Below are 19,178 nucleotides of genomic sequence, written 5' to 3' on the forward strand. Positions count from 1 at the left end.
TTCTCTCCTGAAAAAATTTCCCACCCCATATGGTCTACTAAGTAAACTAGTCTACTTAGTAGACATGAATGGGTTATCAATTGATAAACCTGCTGGGGCTTATATTTGGAAGGCAAGACTTACGAGACTTACGCGTAGAAGGCTTCCACAAGTTCATCCAGCGTACGAAGGTCCTTCCCGCTCCCGCCGCAATCGTTACATAGGGCATCCGTGCCATAACAATCACAGGCGGCTTGAGCTGTTTTCATATTGTCACCATCCATTTAGATTGCTTTCATGTAGTTATGGAGTGAACTAAACTAAGCAACTCCCATAATTTCTTATTCCCCGTCTCGTTGATTAGGAAGCTGGCCAAGTGGAGCTCATAAGACGTTTCACCCTGCCATAGTCTTTGTACGAGGAAGTAGGACGCGTTATGTACCTCGTAGAGCCCAGATTCACCCTGCTCCAACATCTCCCCATCGGAAAAAGGCTTTTCGTGATCCTGGAGGAAGAAAAAGCCCCTTCGACCATAGAACTTCTTTATCGAACGAATGGAAGTGTTGTTGAGAAGATCGAAGAATTCTATACCTATAGAGTTCGCTCCTTCATCCCTACTCTCTACAAATGCTGCTCTCAGGCTATCCCCGTATCCCTGGTACGGATCACTTTTGGAGATTAAGAGCCTATTTCTCTTTTCCGAGGGTGCTTCGTAATAACACTTTTTATGCCAAGCAGAAATCCCTGACATCGCAAAAGCCCTAAGCTCTCTGCGGGAGTCAAGCATTAACTCCGAATGGCCAATCTCTTCTTGACCGTTCGGATTCTCCGGATTCGGATTGCGGAAAACCGAGTTGCCGACAATGCGTCCGCACCCGTCATATTCCCCTTCCACTTGGCCAATCAGTTTGCTCTGACGTACATGCTGCAAAACACACCATTCACCATGTACACCATCAAACCGAATGTTTTTGTGGCAGCCGTTGCAAATGTAGCTGAAGTATCCCATCTCTGTTCCTCCTCTTTCTTAAGCTGGGTTCCGCAGCTGCGGAAACATAGCCCATCTCTCAAAACGGTTGTCGAACCCCTCGTTATACGGCTTCGCCAGAACGATAACGTCAACCAAATCCATAACACGTTCGATTTCGTATGGAGCATCATCAATCATATAAGCAGGCTTAAACCTTTCGACCATGGACCGTTTATCCGATGTGCAATAGAGCATCCCATCAGGAAAACCGTTCAGACGAAGCCAATGCCCGGTGAGTGATTCGAACCACGGAAATCTAGCGGTTACATATATGATTTGTGAACCAGCCTTGGAGAGGCTCTGGAGCGTATCTGCAGCGTCTTCAAAAGCGGCTGCGCCCAAAAACAAAAACACATCCAGGTTCTTCTCAAAGTAATCAGAGCTCAATGGAAACGGGTACAGGGCTTCTGTAAACCCATCTACCCTTTTCATGATTCGCCATTCGTATCAGCCAATGTATTGTCAATATCAAACACCAACACAGAGATCAATATTCTCCTCCTTACGATCCGAAAAGGTGAAAGTAGAGCGGGGATTCATGTATGTCGCCTGTGACTTCAAGAAGCCAGTAACATCCGATTCCACCCATTCTTTTACCTTCTTGCTGTCGGTTGTGATTACTTGATCTGCGTTAAGGCCGTGATCATCTGCAAACTGCCGCAAGACTTCGATCATGATTTTTGGGGTTGGTTCGCTCTGTTTAAACTCCCAGCGGCCCATCGGTAAGTCAATGGGCGTATTGGTGCTTTTCACATACGCTTTTAGCCCTTCTTTCATCCGCTTTAACGCCTGCTCCTGGAACAAGAGATATTGGCCAATGAGTGCAGCTTCTACGTCGTCTTTCGGGACGCCATCGCCAGGTATGTCATTTACGTATCCTGCTGCACATAGAGAAGCGAAAGGACAATGTTCACACGTTCTCCGGTCATCAGTCATCGGAAAATTATTAATATCCGTGCCAGCCGCCTGAACGTTCTGAACCATTCTCACGACCCATTCCCGAGTTTCTTCCAGCAGCTCATCCGTGAAGGTGATTTCCGAGTCCGCATTTACATGCCTAGTGAAGATCAATAAACCGCGGAATGCTGCTGGTACAAACCCCCCTCGCATCTCTTTGAAGAGAAGCCCATAAAGAGGAAGTTGTCTCGTTGATGAAGCCTCAAACGGGGCCCAGCTCGTTTTTAGATCGGCGATAATGACCTCATCGTTTGCGGGATCTTCGATAATCAGATCAAGATAGGCTTGGACGAAAATACCAGGTGCAATTTCGATCCTCAGGTGAGTCTCGGAGGTAATATCCGAGAACTCACCTTGAACCTCAGAAATGCGCCGGAATGTGTACTCGGTCATCCGAACCAGATCATACGCCCGCTCTCCCTCTGGTAAACCACCATGCTCATATATGCTGGACATAACGGAGTCGTCTGGACTTAGCCCTTCGTTGATTACCTTGCTAAATGCGGAGTGAAATATCTTACCGATAATAGCAGAGAGCCCCGAAGGGTCCGGTCGACCCTCGATGTATTTGTGGTATCCCATCCGCATGCAATCCTCGAACGTCTTGAGACGCGAGTAGCTGTAGACTTTAGTGCTCATACGCACCCCTCCTTGGAAATAAAAAAGAGTCCTTTCCCTGAAGATAAGGAAAAGACTCCTAACACCGTCCAATAATGGTTTTTCAATTGATAATTCCTAATTACTCCTTCGGATATCTACCGAGGGTTAGCAATTTTAATAGATAATAAACAGGATAAGTTATCATACCCTTGAGTATTTTTACAGAAGAAACCCTACAATGATAAATGGTGCAAGCGTTCCAAATGTACGTTCCTTCTTTTTTTCGTTCTGCTCAGTCGTCGATTTTCTCATAATATATAAATCCTCCTATTAACACACCCCTTTCAACAGGGAGGTGTGTGTTAATCCCCCTGTCAGGGATGGTTCATAGAATTTTTTTCCCAATCGATGGAAATCAGAAGGGAAGATTGTCATCCCCAATAGCAACTCGCTAAGCCTTTTTTTGCTGGCTCCTGCAACAGGAAATTGGTCAATGAACATCATATACCGTCTCATTGAGGCTGATTGATTATATGAGACCCTGTTCTTTTAAGGAAATATACCTCCCATCACCAATAACGAGGTGATCCAGCACCTCAATCCCGATGACATTACCCGACTCCGAAAGTCGCTCGGTTAGCTGGATGTCCTCGGGACTTGGCATTGGATCTCCGCTCGGATGATTGTGGACGCATATGATGGAGCAGCTGCTGCGCTTGATTGCCGCAACAAATACTTCCCTCGGATGAACTACTGATGCATTTAACGAACCCTTAGAGATCGTCTCTTGCCCGATCACACCGTTTTTGGAATCTAAAAATAGTACGATAAATTCTTCGTGTCTGAGATACCTCATACGTTCACTCAATAGATTAAACACATCCTGTGGTGATCGGATAATCACCTTTTCTTCCATTCGGCTTGCAGCTAGTTTCTTTGCTAAACCAAAGCAAGCCACCAAGCGACAAGCTACTGCACGGGAAACGCCAATTTCCTGCAGGTCTACTAGCGTAAACTCTGCAAGCTTCCTTACCCCGATGTCATATAATCTTTTTAGAAGAACCGGGTCGTCTTTGTTCACAAAACATACAACCGACAAAAGTGAATATGTGTCTATATCCGTCACATTGTAGTAGGCTAACTCATCTCGAACGGCATTGATATGGCTCATCATTTCCTCCCTCCAATGACCCTTCGCCGAGCGGCATCAGAGTCAATGCCACCCGTTTTACGCTTGGGATGGAAAGCGAGATATTCTATTTAACTATCCTTTTAAACCATTTACCGTCGTACTAGCGTTTTCCTCTCAAACGCTAAACGTCTCGTTGAGGCTGTTCATTTTGGAGTAAAACAAACTAACTGCATGGACGTTCAAAAAACACATGCACCCATTAGTTACGCAGACTCGATTAGAATCATGCCCAATAACTCGTTGAGCTTATTTTTCACTGACTCCGTCGACTGGAGATTTGCCAAGTAAACCTTCTTGCTTTCGCTGTTCTCGTATGACCTGGACCTGAATACGGCCTTCGACCGCGCAGAGACGACCCTTGCGAAGATAATTTGCAGTTGATTTCGCAAGCTGCCTCCAAGTAACAATAGGAGCAAAATCAGTTTCCCTTTCGCCACCTTGTCCGGTAAACGGATGGTCTACAGCGATCATCATTTGACATACTGCAACTCCTCCTGCCGAAGTGTATCTCAAATCAGGCTCTTTGCTAAGGCGCCCTATCAAAATGACTCGGTTCAACATAGATTAATAGACTCTCCTTCTAGTAAATTAGTATTTTTATATAGCCACTGGAGTACGAGCTTGTGTCCTGGGGTTAACCTCAATCGGCAATCTGCCCCCCAGAAGTACGTCGTCCAAACCTTTTCCGTCTGCGATATTCCAAATCCAGAATACCAATTCGATTCCATCACTTTCGAGAATTTCCTTTGAAAAATTGATGAGGTTTTTAAATACCTCAGCGTTCTTCGCTTTCTGGCCGTCTTTTTCTTTCGCTACAAACGCATCCGCGTCATAAGCAATAACGACCTTTTTCACGCCCCACTTTTTCAAAGCGGGGAGAACATCACGATAATTACCAACACCCGGAACGCCAACAACCGGCTTTCTCAGGATGTTCGCAGCGATGAAAGATTTGTGCTCTCCTTCAGTAATCACGACAGAATCAAACCCGAAAATATCGGTGATCTCATCCCCCGGTTCCCAATGAGCTAGTTGCTGATATGGGATTACAACGTTGATGTGGTGACTCGAAGAGGCACCGCCCCTACGCATATCGTAGGGGTTGGCGTTGATGTCGAGGGAAGGATCGAGAACCTTCAGCTCCGTAATCTGGCCAGCTGAGTTCCGTTCAGGAAGAACGTTAGGACAAGAAGAAAACCATGTGTATTTCTTCTTGTCCTGACCTGTCGCCATCCTAAGACGGACAATGTGGCCGGAATCGTCACGTACAGGAAGAAAATACTTACCATAGGCGTTAATGGTCCAGTACCAGTCCTTGTCGTTCATTGGATTTCCGTCTTTGCGGAGCTTCTGGGTAAAGCCCGGAATTCGTTCGAGCGAATATCCTTCTTTCAGCATCATTTCAACGATGAGTTTCGTTTCCTGCCAGGTTGCTGGAATGGAGCGTAATCCGAAGGCAGTAATTTGCTCCTTCGTATATTTACGTTTAGTCATCCATTCTTGAGCGTGTTCCCGGTAGATCGGGCATAATTCTAAAAAGCGCCGATATGCACGGTCACAAACTTCAGCCGGCTGAGCCGGAATGTTCTCAAAAACAGCTTTTGTAGCTGCGGCAGGCTGCATGGCAGGCTGCGTTCTCTTGCGCGGCGAATCATGAGATGGCCCGTCATAATCAATGGGAATTCCCATGAGTTCGCAAATGCCAATAACTGCATCCACAAAATGAGTTCTCGGATCCCAAGAGCCCCATGTTGCCCACGCGTAATACTGGAGCGCTTTTCCTTTAGCTCCACAGCCACCTCCGCCATAACACATGAAAACGCCCGTCGATTTCTTGATATACGTATCGGGGGTCCTTTCAACGTGATTTGGGTTTGGACAGCCTACCTGAATGGAGCCAGCGGATGTTTTCGCCCAATGACCCATGCGCGTTGCGAGGTCATACGTATGTACTCGTTCAACTGCATCTATGGTGCTTTGGGATATTTTCGGCATATAGCCAACCTCCTCTTTCGTCGTGATATTAGGTCAAATAAAAACAAAATGACCTCGTTAGCCATCGACGTTTTTGCACACAAAGAAATAAGGAGTGTGCTTGTCAATACCTAACGAGGTCATTCTGGGTTAAAAAACAATACCCTTACATAACATCCTGAGCCGCGTGGCGGATGCAATAATAACTAGAAAAGAAGTATGTATTTATCTTATCATGAGTTCCCATTCTCTTTCAAGAATAAGATGAATAAGGCGAAGCATATACATATATATCTATTAATAACTAGTATCTAATAAAATAAAAATCTATTAGGGCCAGTTATGCAGGGTTTTATCTCATACGGGACAAGGGCTTGGGAGAATCCTGTGAATAATAATTTAGACTCGGGAACGATCAATTGCTATAAATTTAGACATAATGAAAATACGGTTATAAATTTTGAAAATCACTGCCAGTCCCTTTATGGACCACCCCTATTTGTCTACATATCCCCGAAAACTATTCACTATTCACAGTTTATGTCTAAAAAAATAACCGAAAGGAATTGCACTATGTTTAGTGGACAAGCTCTTAAATTCTGAAATATTGACGGCTCGTGAAAAATGAAAGGCAGCCGTTATCGGGAGGCGATAATATGGGCTGCCTTATTGATGAATTGGGGTCCGGTAACGTATTGTTTCTGACTTGACGATTGATCTGGACATTGGTTTAGGATATTAGAGGCACGGTGAATAGCCCCCCAAAATTGCAGAGGAGCGGGTTATGATGCGATATTCGTCTTTTTAGCCATAACCGATTTGAGCTCTATCAGGAAATCTTCCAGGTAGAAGATGTTATCGGGAATTGGCAATGCTGGCCTTATCTTTCGATAGGAATAGTATGGATCGCTAGGTAACATTTGCTTCCCGAATTGATCAGAAAGGAGCGGGATCGCAGCGACACAAAGCGATTTGAACTCATTCACCGAGAACACATCTTTCACTGCCCTGAAGAACTGCAGTGGCCGCACATCGGAATAGTCTTCTCCCTCTCCAACGCCTAAATAACGATAAGCGCCGGTTTCTTTCAGGATTTCCGTAAAAGCTATATATGTGCGGTCCTTCAATTCTTGCTCCAGAGCACTTACAAGGTTATACGATAGTCCAAAGTTGTTTTGCATCAGCTCCTTGATCCGCAAAACTGCAAATCTAAGCGTCTTGATGCCGGAGTTGTTGAGGAGCCGAACTAGACCTAAAAACACCGTGCCGTTATCAATGTGCTCGACTTCCCCGATCCCATTGTAATGCAGGAGCATACGAAGGCGCCCTACTGTCTTACTGTATGGAATTTTAGCTTTCGGTACCATGCGGTATTGAGCTCCCTCCACATGTCTTACAATGTAAGCGGGATTCAGGAGGCAACGAAGCGACCACTGGCCGAAAGTGTCCTTCTCAACAGCACTTTCAAGAATCAGTGGCTTGCCGGCAATTGGCTCTAATTTGCGTAAAGATTCCAACAGCTCGCGAATCTGAACAGGACGAGTCTTGTGGGTGAGAGTATAAACCCAGGAATTCTTATCTAAATTGATTTTGAACGGTGTCCCTAACCTTTCACCGTTACGCGAGACGATATACATGTACAACTTTTGCGCTGCGACCGGGAGATCAGTAAATGCTTTTGTATATACGAGTGGAGAAAACAGTACGAAGCGGCCTGTATCTCTTTTGTAAGGCTCTAGTTTCCACGTTTCCACGACACCATCCTGGGAAACAGAAAGAATGCCTAATGCAATGAACTTATGGATCTCTGCATAAAATTGTTCCTTAGAGCAAGGATCCTCATATTCATCTGCCATCAGCTTATACAATTTGTGAATGGGGCACCCTGATAATGTCCCCTCGGTATTGAAGTGCTTGGAGATCGTCACCATCATCTGAATCGTTGTCTCGGTAACATGAAATTTTCGAAGTGGGTGGCTGTTCCGGCGAAACATAATCACAGAATCGCTTGCATATGATCTCTCGAGATCAAACAAATCGGAAAGGAAAGTATAGTCCACTGAGACGGGGTATGTTGCATTAATGTTACTGTTGTTCAAATGCATATAGGTTTCATAATACGCTTCGAGCTTTCGTTTAGCTTCCCCCATCTCCTGGACCTCCTTTCCGCATTAAATTCTCTTCTAACCCTTTACGGGCTTGGCAGTTCGTTATATAATGAAGCTCAAACCAGTTGCAGGCAAAATTTAAGTAGACCTTCTAATTCGCGTTTTTTTGCGAAGAAGGCTTAGAGTTTGAATGTGTGGTTGAAGCTCCTTTACCTGTTGACGCAGGATAGGTGCTAAATGTGAAACAGACCTGTAAGGGAAATACAATTTGATGACCGGTTGGCGCCGGTGTATCAATCACTAAATTTCGACCTCCATCGACAAATGGAGGTTTTTTGCTTTTCCCTTGTTTCGACAGTATCACCAATAAGAAAATGGCGCAAACTGGAACTAATGTAGAAAAAACCGTAGTTTAATGTATAGAAGATCGGAGTTTAATGTAGAACTCGTAGTTTAATGTATAGAAGGTCGGTGTTTAATGTAGATTTCGTAGTTTAATGTAGATTTCGTAGTTTAGTGTAGAAAGTCTCGTAGTTTAATGTATAAAGGTTCGTAGTTTAATGTAGAAAAGTTCGTAGTTTAATGTAGAAAATGTCCTGTCTCAAAAAAAAATTTTCCAAGAAAGGCCAATTATGAGGAAAAGAAAGACCCCAATTCAGTGAATTGGGGTCTTTTAACAGTTATTCCGAATGTGGATGTGACGCAGCTGCCACTTCGTCAAGAAATAAAAATGACTGTTGAATAGCTCGATTAGGATCAGAGAGACGCTCCGCACCGCGATTTGTTGCTGCATATCGAAGTTGGAGGGTGTTGGGCTTCACGTAGTACAACCAATTTCCGGTACCGATCTTCACATCTTCAATGCGGCTAATGATTCCGGATGAATGTAGTTCCTGAAAAGCCTTCTTGATCGACTGGTTTGCACGATGATCATTGCTCCGGTCCACATCAATATGCGCTCTTAGGGTTTTAAATTCAAATTCGTAGACTTCCTTCTCTTCCCTGCTGTATTCATTCAGGATGAATTTATACAGACTCCTTGCAGTATCCATTGTCAGATCGTTCATCAAGTACATGTTGATACTGACAAAGTCGCCATTCTTCAAGGCAGCGTGTATGTAATCTTGAAAGAGAACTTTGAAGCTTAGAAACTTCTTGCCAGTTGCTGAGAAGGCTTGGAAAATCCGATGATATTCAAAAGAAGTATCTTCCCCGAAGTCTTCTGTGATGGAGTCCTCGAAAACGACTGAGGTGTTGTAAATGTCCATCAGACTATCCCGAACGCTTTGATAGTCACCGCCGCCAGGAGAAGGAGTATTCATCTCTTCGATAATTTCGTTTATCTCAACGTGCATTTCCTTTGGGAAGCCTCTATCAAGGCAAATCTTACAAAGGGACGAGAATACTTTATGATCGTAATCGGTAAGTAGCATCCCGTTCTCGTTCTTAAAATAAAGCTGCCGATAGCCGCCTTCACGTTTTTCAATGATAATCCCATTAGGCTTCTGTAATTTCGCAAGGGAAGCTCGTCTTGGGTTATCTACGCTGAATACTGGATAGTCGATATGCTTATGTAGTACCGGGTGTTCCCCCTTCTTAGATCGGGCTTCCTTCCGGCTAATGATTGCGGCATCTAGTACCTTCATTTTTAGATCAAGGGTAGTTAAGTCGTAAATCTCGCCTTCATCGAGATCGGATCCCACTTCCATTGCTTTCAATTGTTTTTCCTTCAGCGAGTTGATGCTGCGGCCAATGGTAATATAAGCTTTGTCGAGATCTCCAGAAGTGTAGTTTACGATTCTGCTGTATCTGTCATTAAGCAAACGCATGATCATGCTATTGACTGAATCTAACAATGTCTTGTTCACACTGACGATCGCGTAAATCTCGGAAGATATCTCTTCCAAAATGTTTAGCAATTTTTTACTCAACTGATTCTTACCTCCCTCCACTTAGGGCCCTCCTTTCATTCTATCTGTTTGGCTCAAACAAGACAATGAGAAAAAATCCATAAAAAAACCGCCGGACATGGATGTTCCATGACCCGACGGTGCTTCCGTGAGTAGTTACAATATCAATTTATTACAATGTTACACCTTTCGACACTGTTTTGGCAATAAGGGGTAAATAGTATATGGAATCATAGAGCCCCATATTTTCTGTATCATAGAGTGCTCTCATGGGGTGTTGGCTCCTCTGAAAGGAGATGAGCCAAGGAAATGAAAGACGTCGCAACGATGCTGTTTCATCTTATTATTCAACTAACGTTCTCTCGTTAGCTTAAGAATTGATTACTCATTCGTGTCGTTTGAGTTTGATATGAACACCATTGTGTTTATAACTGTGCATGGCTGGTGATAAGTCGTCTGTAGGTTGTGTTAACTCTGTGAATCTCTCCTCAGGAATTATATATCTCTCTATTCAGATTCACAATGTCTTGGTGCGAATATCCGCCAGTAGCCGCCGTTAGCTTCTTTATCACTTTATCCCGTAGGAATGGGGCTTTTTCTTTATTTGCTTTTTTTATTGCTTCGGTTAGTTCCTCTATGGTTAGCTCTGTGCAGTATGCAGGAGTACCTGGCTGTTGCCTCCATGAATCATTTAATGAACCACTATCTACTGTATCGAAACCTAGCTCGTTTGCTATATCCATCATTATTTGTTTATGCGCTAGGTTATCACCAGCAATCGCAATGGCAATGCGTCCACTAGTACCTTCTGAAGTTCCTTTATATTCTAACGTATAGGCTAATAAATTGTTGAAAGCTTTAGTGATTGGTCTACCTAATTGATTTGAAACCCAAACACTTTCAACCAACCCGTTCTCAATTTCTTCAATTTTGTTGTCTCTAAAAGGATAATAATTTGAGGTGTCTACAATGACCACTTCCTCCCCAACTTTATCCATAACGTTGCGAATGCTTGGCAGTGCGTGCAAAGGTATAGATATGATTAGAACATCGATATTAGTAATGACTTCTTCTACACTCACAGGTGTTCCCGAAAGTTTTTTTCCTTCTAGCCGTTCAATTCCGCGAGCATCTGCAACTTTGACATCATATCCATTCTCAACTAATTTTTTTGAAATATTTGAACCGATTGGACCTGCACCTATAATTCCAAATCTCATTTTCATTTCTCATACCATCCTATTCTAAATGTTATTTTACTTCGGCGATCAACTGGTCGGCTGCCGTCGTGTTAATGCATCGAACTAATTGCCTCGCGATAAGGCTAGTGCAATGTCTGGTTCCCGCTTTCGATATAACAAGGCTTCCTTGTGGAGACGGATATTATTCAATGTACGTCTTTAGAAAAATATTCTCCTCTGAAATGAAGCAAATGCGTTTTAGCCATACTGCTATCGTTGTTTCGGCTGGACACATCGCTTTCAGACGTATCAAGAAGATAGAGAGAATTTTTATATTCCAAATCAGTTGTTAAATATTTCAATTAAAGTCTTGCATTAAAGCATCAATCACTTCTTTTACAGTTCTGATTTCTTTAATTGGCGCAATTCCAGTACCTACAGAAATATAGCCATCATCTGTATTGCCTTCTAGCATGCCGATACGCATTCCAATTGATCCAACCATCATTTTTGCTATTTCTTCACGACTAACACCTTGTTTATCCATTTCGACTAGTTTATTCGCTAATTTAGTAGGTAGAGACCGATAGTATGCTGGTAAAGTACGGAACATTAGTAAATCTTCTGCTGTAGCATCTACAATCATTTGTTTCACGTTTTCTGCTGCTGGATTTTCTTTTGTTGGAATAAAGACACTACCGGCAAAAACACCTTCAGCGCCTAAAGCAAATGCGGCACGCACTCCTCTAACGTCTCCAATACCACCAGCTGCCATTACGGGAGTATTTATAGTATCTACAATCATTGGAACAATCGAAAATGTTCCAATGACTCGTTCAGGAACAGTACCACCTTCATCAAATCCAGTCGCTACATAAACATCTATTCCGAATTCTTCTGCAGCTTTTGCATTTTCAATAGTAGGAGTAAGGGGTCTATAAACAATTTTAATATTGTTTTCTTTTAATGGTTTAAAGATTCTTTCATCCAGTATATCGTTCACAAGAACAACAGGAACTTTCTCGTCAATAACTGTTTCTAAAATTCGCCATGTGTAATTTAAATCACGATTTACGATCACAGTTATTCCAAATGGCTTATTAGTTAACGATTTTATTTTTTGTATTTCTGTTCTCATTCTTTCCGCACTTATTTCGGGTGAACGAGTTATATCAACCTGGCCGGCATTTGGACCTAGAAATCCTAATCCACCAGCATTACTTACCGCTGCAACAAATTCGGCATTAGTAATCCAAGACATCGGGGCCTGTATAATCGGTTTTTCTATATTTAATATTTCGCATATTCTATTATTCATTTTAGGCCTCTCCTATATTAATTATTTAAATAATTTAGCCTTCCGTATTGTTAAGGAACTCCTATATTCTCGCGCAGTGTTTTTCCTTCATATTCCTTGTGGAACAAACCTCGGTCCTGCAAAATTGGGACAATCAGTACCAAAAAATGGGCATAGGCTATTTCTGGATCAATCGAGCCGTCGCATGCATCGACCAAAAACGGTATTTCCAAGAAGTTAGCAACTTGTACGGGGGTACCTGCCACTACTGGATGATAATTAATGACTCCGTGGGCAAGAACGTCTCGAATGGAAAGCCCTTGTCTCAGCCGCTGTAATTAATTCACATTTATTTAGCATGCTAAACATAAATGCAAGAGATAACTTATAATAAGTTACTCTCCATTTGCTTCAAAAGCCGCCTTAATAATAAGCGCTCTTCCGGTAATATGGAATGCAGTAATTTTTCTTGCTGTTGTTTCCATTTGAATTCAACCGGTTTTTCTAATTCTTTGCCTTTATCGGTAAGGAAGATTCGCATAACCCTTGCATCATCTTGATCGCGTTTACGGTATATAAATCCGTTTTGCTCTAGGGATTTAACCATATTTGTTACCGTAGGCGGCTCACATTTTAGGTGTTCACACAGTTGCATTTGTGTTACCCCATCACCTAACCACAAACGGTAAAGTAAATGCTCTTGGCCAACGTAAAGATTAAGTTCCCGTAGAGACTCGCTATAATCTCGACGCATTTGGGAGGAAATCCTATCCAACGACTGGCGAATATCGCAGTCTACCTTATCTGTCATTAATATTTCACCTCCGTAGTCACGAATAATATTTAGCATACTAAAGATATCATGATGAAATTCTTGTGTCAACAGAGCTCAATTACCTTTAATTCAATAAGAGGCTATTGGCCTTCAAAAATTATTGTCCTAGCCGATATTCTTCGCATAACTGAGCATAAATCTGATGCCCTTTAAGTAACTCAGAATCTATTTTGTGTTACATCGACTGCAGATATTCCACACGATTCGCCACGCTATCCTGCCCGTTAGCTTAACGCCGTTGCCAGACACTAGGATCGTGTTCCGAATCTTCGAGGACGACTTTTAAGGGTTATTTCCTTCTAGCAGGAAAAAAAATAGGGGGATAGAAACTCTATCCCCCACAATTCTTATTCTTTTTCCGGTTGATGAACCACTTTTTGACGAAGCTCCTTCAACTCCTCGTGATACATTGAAGCAAGGAGATGAACGGCCCCTTGTGTGGTTTTACAGAACCGATTTGACTCGGCGATGGCTGCCCTAAATTCACCGCTGCACCTGCAGACAAACAAGGTGTTGTCGCCACGTTTTTTATAGCGTACGACCTTCATCACCCCGTTGGTGGATACAAGAAAACTCTTCGGACCCAAACAATACGTTAGATGCAGGACCCTCTTCAGGATCTTTTCCTGCCAGGCGGCCGGAATCTTCTGAACGACCATCATCGGATGGAATTGTACGACGGCAAGAGCAAGGGTCATGCCTGCGAACACGTATTGATTAGACATCACGAAAGTGGCAAACATTAGGATGTTTACCCAAAAACTAACTTCATGGCGCTTCTCGAAATAATGGCCGATCTTCGCAATATTTATCATACCGAAACACTCCCCATCGTTTATTTAAGGTAATAGACCCTGTGGTGTTTTCTCAGACAACGTACATAAGCTTTATACGTCTGTTTACTCATACTTCTCGTGGGCCTTGATGGCTTCGACGATAGCCGGGATGATTCCCTCTTCGCCAATTTCCTCGACATCCACATCAAAGACGATATCATGCTGGACATCCCTAACGAAAACCAGCGTTGTAGAGGTGATTTCCTCAATGCTGCTCCAGTCGATTTGGGTGCATTCGTCATTGATGGAGAGTTCTTGAGTGGCTATAACCTGTGCTGTGAGCTCATAACGGCTCCAATCGATATTGCCGTCCAAAACGCGGCCGTCTTCGGAAGCGGCAGCATCCTCTTCCCCCGCAGCTGGTTCGTGAATGGAGAAACCGATCAACTGGGCGCCGTGGCCGCTGGTTAGCCCGCCTTCATCAGTGAGCATCCACTTGCCCTCTCCCGCTTCACCGTTCAATCGTACTGAGAGGACGATCGATCCGTCCTCTTCCGGTTCGAATTTATTTTTGCTCCAGACACTTTTTATGTCATGGATCGCCAGATCTTCCGAAGGATGGAGGCTAACGTTCAAATCCCCGCCGAAAGAGAAAAGGTGAGCAAATACCGGAAGTTCGCTGGACAGGAGAGCGATCGCCCGAACAAATTCGTCCTGGCGGCGTTTCTCTTCCTCCGACAGATTCGGATAGAGCTCCTGCAGGCGGACAAACTCAACCTTCAGTATTTCGATTGCACCGGTAAAAAGGGTTTTCACATGATTTATCAATGTTCTTCGTCTCCTTATATATGGGATTGGATATCTCTTGAGAAGCAAAGGAAAGGGAAGCAACAGGTGTGCTCCCCTAAGTCCGTGACTATCTTCTTTTGCGGATAATCCGCTTCACATGGCGGGACAGGTCCCGAGCCAGATTCTTACCGACGTTGATTGCGCCTCCCGGATACATATGCTGGACCATCTTGATGATGTTCGCGCGTTCTGGTCCACAATAGAGGCAAACGACATCGATGCCATGTTTCTCCGCCTGCTGCACCATGAGTCTCATGGTGTTTTCGTCTTCATTCCGTTCAAAGCACGGCATGCCATCCGAAATCATGACCACAATGCGAATGCCCTCTTTGTACTTGGACATATCGTTAATCATGTACTGAAGAGCCAGCGTATCACGGTTTCCGCTTTCGTCCTCGATGCCGCCAAGAAAACTTTTCTCGGTGGTACCGAACCGGCCATACGGCTTTAACGGGAAGATCACGGTATCGTCATACTCGGTAAAAGCATAAGCCGCATTCGGTATGCTGGCCTTTTCGCACGCTGCCGACATAAGAATGAGCGATTTGCGAATTTCGTCGATCACCCTGGAAGAAGTTCCGCGGAAAGGATCACCAGTTGAGCCGGATATATCGGCCATCATTGCGATCCGTACCTCAGCACCGGGCGTGCCGATGAGCTTACGGGCGAAAAAATTTGTTTCGCCGAGTGCTTCACTGCGCCACATCCGGTTAACCAATACCTTCCCGCTCCGCTGGTTCATGAGCAGCTCGTCGGGCGTAGGTTCACACAATTCCTTTAGAACCTTTGAGGTTAAATCGATGTCCCGCTTCATCATCCGCTCGGTAAGTTGGTACCGATAAAGATTTTGAGCTCTGTACGCCGTTGTCGTTGCCGTTGCAGAGAAAGAAGGCCGCTTCAGACCGGGATCGATTTCGATCTGGATCTCGATGTTGCCGTAGGGTCCTAGTTCTTTCTCGGCTTCTTTTTCGTCAGCCTCAGCTTCCTTTGCAGCAGCGCTAAGGGCGCCGGAACAATCAGGAGCCTCAAAGGATTCTTCGTCCCCCTCTTCGCCTTCCGGAGCTGTGCCGTTTGAGTCGCTGCCGTTCGTTTCTTCGTCATCGCCGCTATCAGAATCGGATTGCTCTGGACTATCTGCAACTTGGATACGAATCTTCACGCGGAGGACGTTTTGCTCAACTTCCTCCCGATCCCCCCAAGAAACATTAGGATCGTCGGCATCACTAGGAAACCCAAACATCGGCTCTGCCGGAGATTGCCCGTCTGCCTCCATCCAATCCATCAGCATTGGCCATGTTGCCCGAATGATCTCCAGGGCGCTTTCCAGACACTCCTTTGTGGTTGGTTCGAAACGGGCTTTCTCAATCGTCGGCTGCACCGAGTCGATTAATGCCAAGGAATCAGGATGGAGCCCTTCGGGGTCAATCATCCCGAGGGAGCGGGTCATATAGAGCAGACGAAAATCTTGGACACGATTTTGCGGAGTCATGGGCGCGCACTTCCAATTGTAATTTTTAAACTGGATGTACTCGTCAACTTCGGGATGGTCGATGATCGTAAAGTTCTCCATGCGGCCATCTAGCATGACATTGCCGTAGAACTTCGTCCAGTCGCCAGGATATTTGGAGTTCGCCTCCCAATCAGATCGCAACGGGCTTGAATGTTCTTTGACCCAGCTTACGAAATCCTCAATGATGTCGTACTCAATGTGACCGCGTTCATGTACGGAAGTGGCCTTCCGAATCACGCGCTTCTCTTCCTCGGAAAAGTCAGTTCCTCCGCCGGGTCGTACAATATCGTACTTGGCATATACGTCTTTCCCGTCCGTGTACGATGTTGGTTCGTTCGTCCATTGGAAGCCAAATTTGCGGCCACCGAAAAGGATATGTAACCAACGTTTGACGCGGGCACCTTCCCGTTCCTTAATCACTTGGGCTTTATTTTTCAATGCGGTTGCTGTCATGGACATAACCATCACTCTCCTCTCAAAATGGGAAAGAGGGACACTCTATAAGAGGTCCCTCAATCATCTCAGGCTACGCCAGATTCGTAATCTTCCTCTTCTTTCGTCTTCGGTAGTGATTTCCAAACCGACATACGAAGTTGATTGCGAACGGCGAAGCGTTCTTCGCGGTCTTCGCACTTGTTGATTACGAAGTCCTCAATCGCTTCAATCTTGGTCTGGTCATTGATGCCGAATTCTTTCAAATAATTGGCGGCATCAATGTAACCACGGACTGTCCGGGATTCATCACCGGCGCCTTCAGTTGCATAGAGGAGATCAATTTGAGTCTTGATGTCCTCGAGCCACTGAAGTACATGCCGGTCGGTGAGTCCGGATTTTTTCTCGATCAGGAGCTTAAAGTCTGCCGTGTACGGAAGGTGGAGAACCGCAAGGCGGTCCTTCAGAGCCGCATTGAGCGCCTTTACCCCTGCGTAATGCTCTCCGACGTTGATCGATGCAATAAACATATGCTCCTGATGACAAGGCACGGTGCCAAGTGGTGTCGAGAGCTGTTTATTGTCGTCGTAGACGGAGTGGAAGATCGAGGTGGCATCCGGCATTAGCATGTTGAGCTCGGCGAAGTGAACCAAACCGCCGTTCATCACGCATGTTGCATATGCCGTGTATTTGAATGCCACCTCAAGGCCATTGCCGGTCGGCATATTCTCGCCAATAATCGTCTCGGAGGTATATCCCTTATGCCCTGTTTGCAGGTACATAGGGTATCCCAATACCCAAGCGATAGTGTTGATGAGCGTATCCTTCCCCGCGCCTTTGTCCCCCACGAGCAATAAGGACTTGCCCATGATGATGTGGCGTAGCGCCCGCTCCAACATCTTGCCTTGGTATGGAGTCGACGGAGCCACTGGCTCAATAGACATCGGGGTAGTGGCAGCTAGGTCACAAACGGCCTTGCGTTTATCGACGATCCTCAGAAGCAGTCGGCGATCGATGCCTTGACCAAGCAAGTAATTTTCGATATCCTTCCAGCCCACCTTCGGGTCTCGCTTTCCTATCGGAGCGGCTGCTGGAGCGGGAGTTGGTACGAGCGATGCGGGAGCGGGTGCTGCGGCCGGAGCCTCCTCTTCTTCCGGGGCTGCCGGAATTCCAAACGTATCAGATACGTCATGGAATTGGGAGCTCGGAACGGAGGAGATGAACGCATTCAACTCGTCCGGATCTTTAGGAAGGGCGAAGCGCTCAATTTTGCTCGACGACATTTCAGATATCGCAACACCGCAAGCAAGGTGCGGACACGGGCGCTTACCGGCGAATGCTTCGCAGTAGTGAACGTAGTCCGATTGTCCGTCTTTGCTGACCCACATACTCTTGCTTCCGTCTAGGTAATCGATTCTCACGTAAGAGGCAACCTTGCCGTCATCTACAACTTCAGCACGCTTAATCCGTGATACGTAGTCGATCATTTTTTCCTTGTATTGTGCAGATACGATGCCTGGCAGATTGTTTCTCGAAAATTTCATGTTCATTGTCTCCTTCCGATTTTAGAGGAATAATCAAAAAGCCAAAGAACCCAGCTTGCTGAGCTCCTTGGCACTTCTACACGGGGGCTATTAGCCCGATTTTTATGCAGCTGTTTCGACTTCGATTTTGCCGCCCTTATTGGCGAGCGTAACCTTCTGCTGATCTTCACGATACCATCCGCTCGCTTTTATCACGATGTTCGGACGGACTTTTCTCACTTCTTCTGCAAGTTCTTTGCCGGCAAAGACAGTGACATCCTTGTTGTTCTCCAGCTTTGCTCTGAACGTTGCCGATCCATCCTGGTTGAACTTTGGTGCATCAAGCACCTTCATTCGGATGGGTTCCGGCTTATTGGAGCCGCTGCTGGGATTGCTGTCACGGGAAGTACTGCCCCGAGTACCGCTGTTACCGGACCCTCTACTCCCGGAAGAACGAGAAGCAGAACCGGTTGTTCCTTTGCCAGTCGGTACTGCTGAATTTTCATCTGGAAGGAGCGACTGCGAAGACTCGGATTGTCCCGATTTACCTTGGCCGCTCGAGGAGGATTCGCTGTTGTTGATTCGGTTTCCAGTAAACAAAGCATTGATATCCGATTGGAAGATCCCTTCCCAATTCTTTTCTCGGTAATAATCCTGATAGGAATCCGGAAGAATCGGGATGCCGTATTTGTGTGTACCATACTGATCAACGAACCCATGAGCAGCAACAAGCCGGTTATAGATGGTGTTGCTTGTGCCATCGGACTTCTTCGGCTTGATTACGTCGATGAAGCTTTTGAAGACATCAGAGGCCACACCAAACCAGGCAGCGCATTTCTTCAGCGAATCAGATACCGCAGACTTTTTACAGTCCATACGGTCTTGAGCAGTCGGTATCTGCGACCCTTTCATGACGGTCATCGGTCGGGTAGGTTGGAAGTCTTTCGACTTCTTTCCCCCCTAAGAACCGTACATGTCCCTTTCAGGACATACGGCTCAAGCACACGATATTCCGTACGTCTCTC

The 19,178-nt window shown here is 45.2% G+C and carries 15 protein-coding genes and 1 pseudogene; all 16 read right to left on the bottom strand.

Features of this window, described 5'->3' with window-relative positions; all coding sequences use genetic code 11:
- Positions 1-274 precede the first annotated feature (274 nt).
- The 16 genes and pseudogenes from G519_RS0112765 to G519_RS0112850 all read right to left on the bottom strand — a co-directional run bounded on the left by G519_RS0112765 (position 275) and on the right by G519_RS0112850 (position 19,065).
- Positions 275-988, bottom strand: coding sequence for a hypothetical protein (locus G519_RS0112765; protein ID WP_029195032.1), 714 nt, complete (start codon positions 986-988; stop codon positions 275-277).
- Positions 989-1,006: 18 nt separating this feature from the next.
- Positions 1,007-1,441: an LNS2 domain-containing protein gene (locus G519_RS0112770; protein ID WP_029195033.1), complete on the bottom strand. Its 435-nt coding sequence runs from the start codon at positions 1,439-1,441 to the stop codon at positions 1,007-1,009.
- A gap of 36 nt (positions 1,442-1,477) precedes the next feature.
- On the bottom strand, positions 1,478-2,605 hold the full coding sequence (locus tag G519_RS0112775; RefSeq protein ID WP_029195034.1) for a RecB family exonuclease: 1,128 nt from the start codon (positions 2,603-2,605) through the stop codon (positions 1,478-1,480).
- Positions 2,606-3,095: 490 nt separating this feature from the next.
- Positions 3,096-3,740, bottom strand: coding sequence for a RadC family protein (gene radC / locus G519_RS0112785; protein WP_029195035.1), 645 nt, complete (start codon positions 3,738-3,740; stop codon positions 3,096-3,098).
- Between the two features lie 290 nt (positions 3,741-4,030).
- Positions 4,031-4,319 (bottom strand): annotated as a pseudogene (locus tag G519_RS42830) (single-stranded DNA-binding protein); the annotation flags it as partial.
- Positions 4,320-4,355: 36 nt separating this feature from the next.
- Positions 4,356-5,753 (bottom strand): toprim domain-containing protein, encoded by a 1,398-nt coding sequence (locus G519_RS0112795; RefSeq protein WP_029195036.1) that lies wholly within the window; start codon positions 5,751-5,753, stop codon positions 4,356-4,358.
- 761 nt (positions 5,754-6,514) lie between these two features.
- A complete protein-coding gene (locus G519_RS47420) occupies positions 6,515-7,882 on the bottom strand; it encodes a hypothetical protein (protein ID WP_051253357.1) in 1,368 nt (455 codons plus the stop codon).
- Positions 7,883-8,520: 638 nt separating this feature from the next.
- Positions 8,521-9,771: a hypothetical protein gene (locus tag G519_RS0112810; protein WP_127527622.1), complete on the bottom strand. Its 1,251-nt coding sequence runs from the start codon at positions 9,769-9,771 to the stop codon at positions 8,521-8,523.
- Positions 9,772-10,238: 467 nt separating this feature from the next.
- Positions 10,239-10,970 carry an NADPH-dependent F420 reductase gene (locus G519_RS0112815; RefSeq protein WP_029195039.1) on the bottom strand — a complete coding sequence of 244 codons (732 nt, stop codon included), beginning with the start codon at positions 10,968-10,970 and terminating at the stop codon, positions 10,239-10,241.
- 319 nt (positions 10,971-11,289) lie between these two features.
- On the bottom strand, positions 11,290-12,249 hold the full coding sequence (locus G519_RS0112820; protein WP_029195040.1) for an NAD(P)H-dependent flavin oxidoreductase: 960 nt from the start codon (positions 12,247-12,249) through the stop codon (positions 11,290-11,292).
- Positions 12,250-12,613: 364 nt separating this feature from the next.
- Positions 12,614-13,039: a MarR family winged helix-turn-helix transcriptional regulator gene (locus tag G519_RS0112825; RefSeq protein ID WP_029195041.1), complete on the bottom strand. Its 426-nt coding sequence runs from the start codon at positions 13,037-13,039 to the stop codon at positions 12,614-12,616.
- A 371-nt stretch (positions 13,040-13,410) separates the two neighbouring features.
- Complete coding sequence (locus G519_RS0112830) at positions 13,411-13,878, bottom strand: hypothetical protein (protein ID WP_029195042.1); 468 nt, start codon at positions 13,876-13,878, stop codon at positions 13,411-13,413.
- An 84-nt stretch (positions 13,879-13,962) separates the two neighbouring features.
- Positions 13,963-14,667, bottom strand: a complete 705-nt coding sequence (locus G519_RS0112835) for a hypothetical protein (RefSeq protein ID WP_029195043.1) — start codon at positions 14,665-14,667, stop codon at positions 13,963-13,965.
- An 88-nt stretch (positions 14,668-14,755) separates the two neighbouring features.
- A complete protein-coding gene (locus G519_RS0112840) occupies positions 14,756-16,657 on the bottom strand; it encodes a vWA domain-containing protein (RefSeq protein ID WP_029195044.1) in 1,902 nt (633 codons plus the stop codon).
- Positions 16,658-16,719: 62 nt separating this feature from the next.
- Entirely contained in the window at positions 16,720-18,174 is a 1,455-nt protein-coding gene (locus G519_RS0112845) for an AAA family ATPase (protein WP_029195045.1), read from the bottom strand.
- A 102-nt stretch (positions 18,175-18,276) separates the two neighbouring features.
- The gene (locus G519_RS0112850; protein ID WP_127527620.1) at positions 18,277-19,065 is read right to left on the bottom strand and encodes a hypothetical protein; all 789 of its coding nucleotides are present in this window, start codon (positions 19,063-19,065) and stop codon (positions 18,277-18,279) included.
- Between the last annotated feature and the right edge of the window lie 113 nt (positions 19,066-19,178).

This window comes from Paenibacillus alginolyticus DSM 5050 = NBRC 15375, from assembly GCF_000422905.1.
GTDB classification, from domain to species: Bacteria; Bacillota; Bacilli; order Paenibacillales; family NBRC-103111; genus Paenibacillus_E; species Paenibacillus_E alginolyticus.

Bases quoted from the DNA above. Each gene is read 5' to 3' on its own strand.
- G519_RS0112765 (WP_029195032.1), bottom strand. From the start codon at position 988: ATGGGATACTTCAGCTACATTTGCAACGGCTGCCACAAAAACATTCGG.
- G519_RS0112770 (WP_029195033.1), bottom strand. From the start codon at position 1,441: ATGAAAAGGGTAGATGGGTTTACAGAAGCCCTGTACCCGTTTCCATTG.
- G519_RS0112775 (WP_029195034.1), bottom strand. From the start codon at position 2,605: ATGAGCACTAAAGTCTACAGCTACTCGCGTCTCAAGACGTTCGAGGAT.
- radC (WP_029195035.1), bottom strand. From the start codon at position 3,740: ATGATGAGCCATATCAATGCCGTTCGAGATGAGTTAGCCTACTACAAT.
- G519_RS0112795 (WP_029195036.1), bottom strand. From the start codon at position 5,753: ATGCCGAAAATATCCCAAAGCACCATAGATGCAGTTGAACGAGTACAT.
- G519_RS47420 (WP_051253357.1), bottom strand. From the start codon at position 7,882: ATGGGGGAAGCTAAACGAAAGCTCGAAGCGTATTATGAAACCTATATG.
- G519_RS0112815 (WP_029195039.1), bottom strand. From the start codon at position 10,970: ATGAGATTTGGAATTATAGGTGCAGGTCCAATCGGTTCAAATATTTCA.
- G519_RS0112820 (WP_029195040.1), bottom strand. From the start codon at position 12,249: ATGAATAATAGAATATGCGAAATATTAAATATAGAAAAACCGATTATA.
- G519_RS0112825 (WP_029195041.1), bottom strand. From the start codon at position 13,039: ATGACAGATAAGGTAGACTGCGATATTCGCCAGTCGTTGGATAGGATT.
- G519_RS0112830 (WP_029195042.1), bottom strand. From the start codon at position 13,878: ATGATAAATATTGCGAAGATCGGCCATTATTTCGAGAAGCGCCATGAA.
- G519_RS0112840 (WP_029195044.1), bottom strand. From the start codon at position 16,657: ATGTCCATGACAGCAACCGCATTGAAAAATAAAGCCCAAGTGATTAAG.
- G519_RS0112845 (WP_029195045.1), bottom strand. From the start codon at position 18,174: ATGAAATTTTCGAGAAACAATCTGCCAGGCATCGTATCTGCACAATAC.
- G519_RS0112850 (WP_127527620.1), bottom strand. From the start codon at position 19,065: ATGAAAGGGTCGCAGATACCGACTGCTCAAGACCGTATGGACTGTAAA.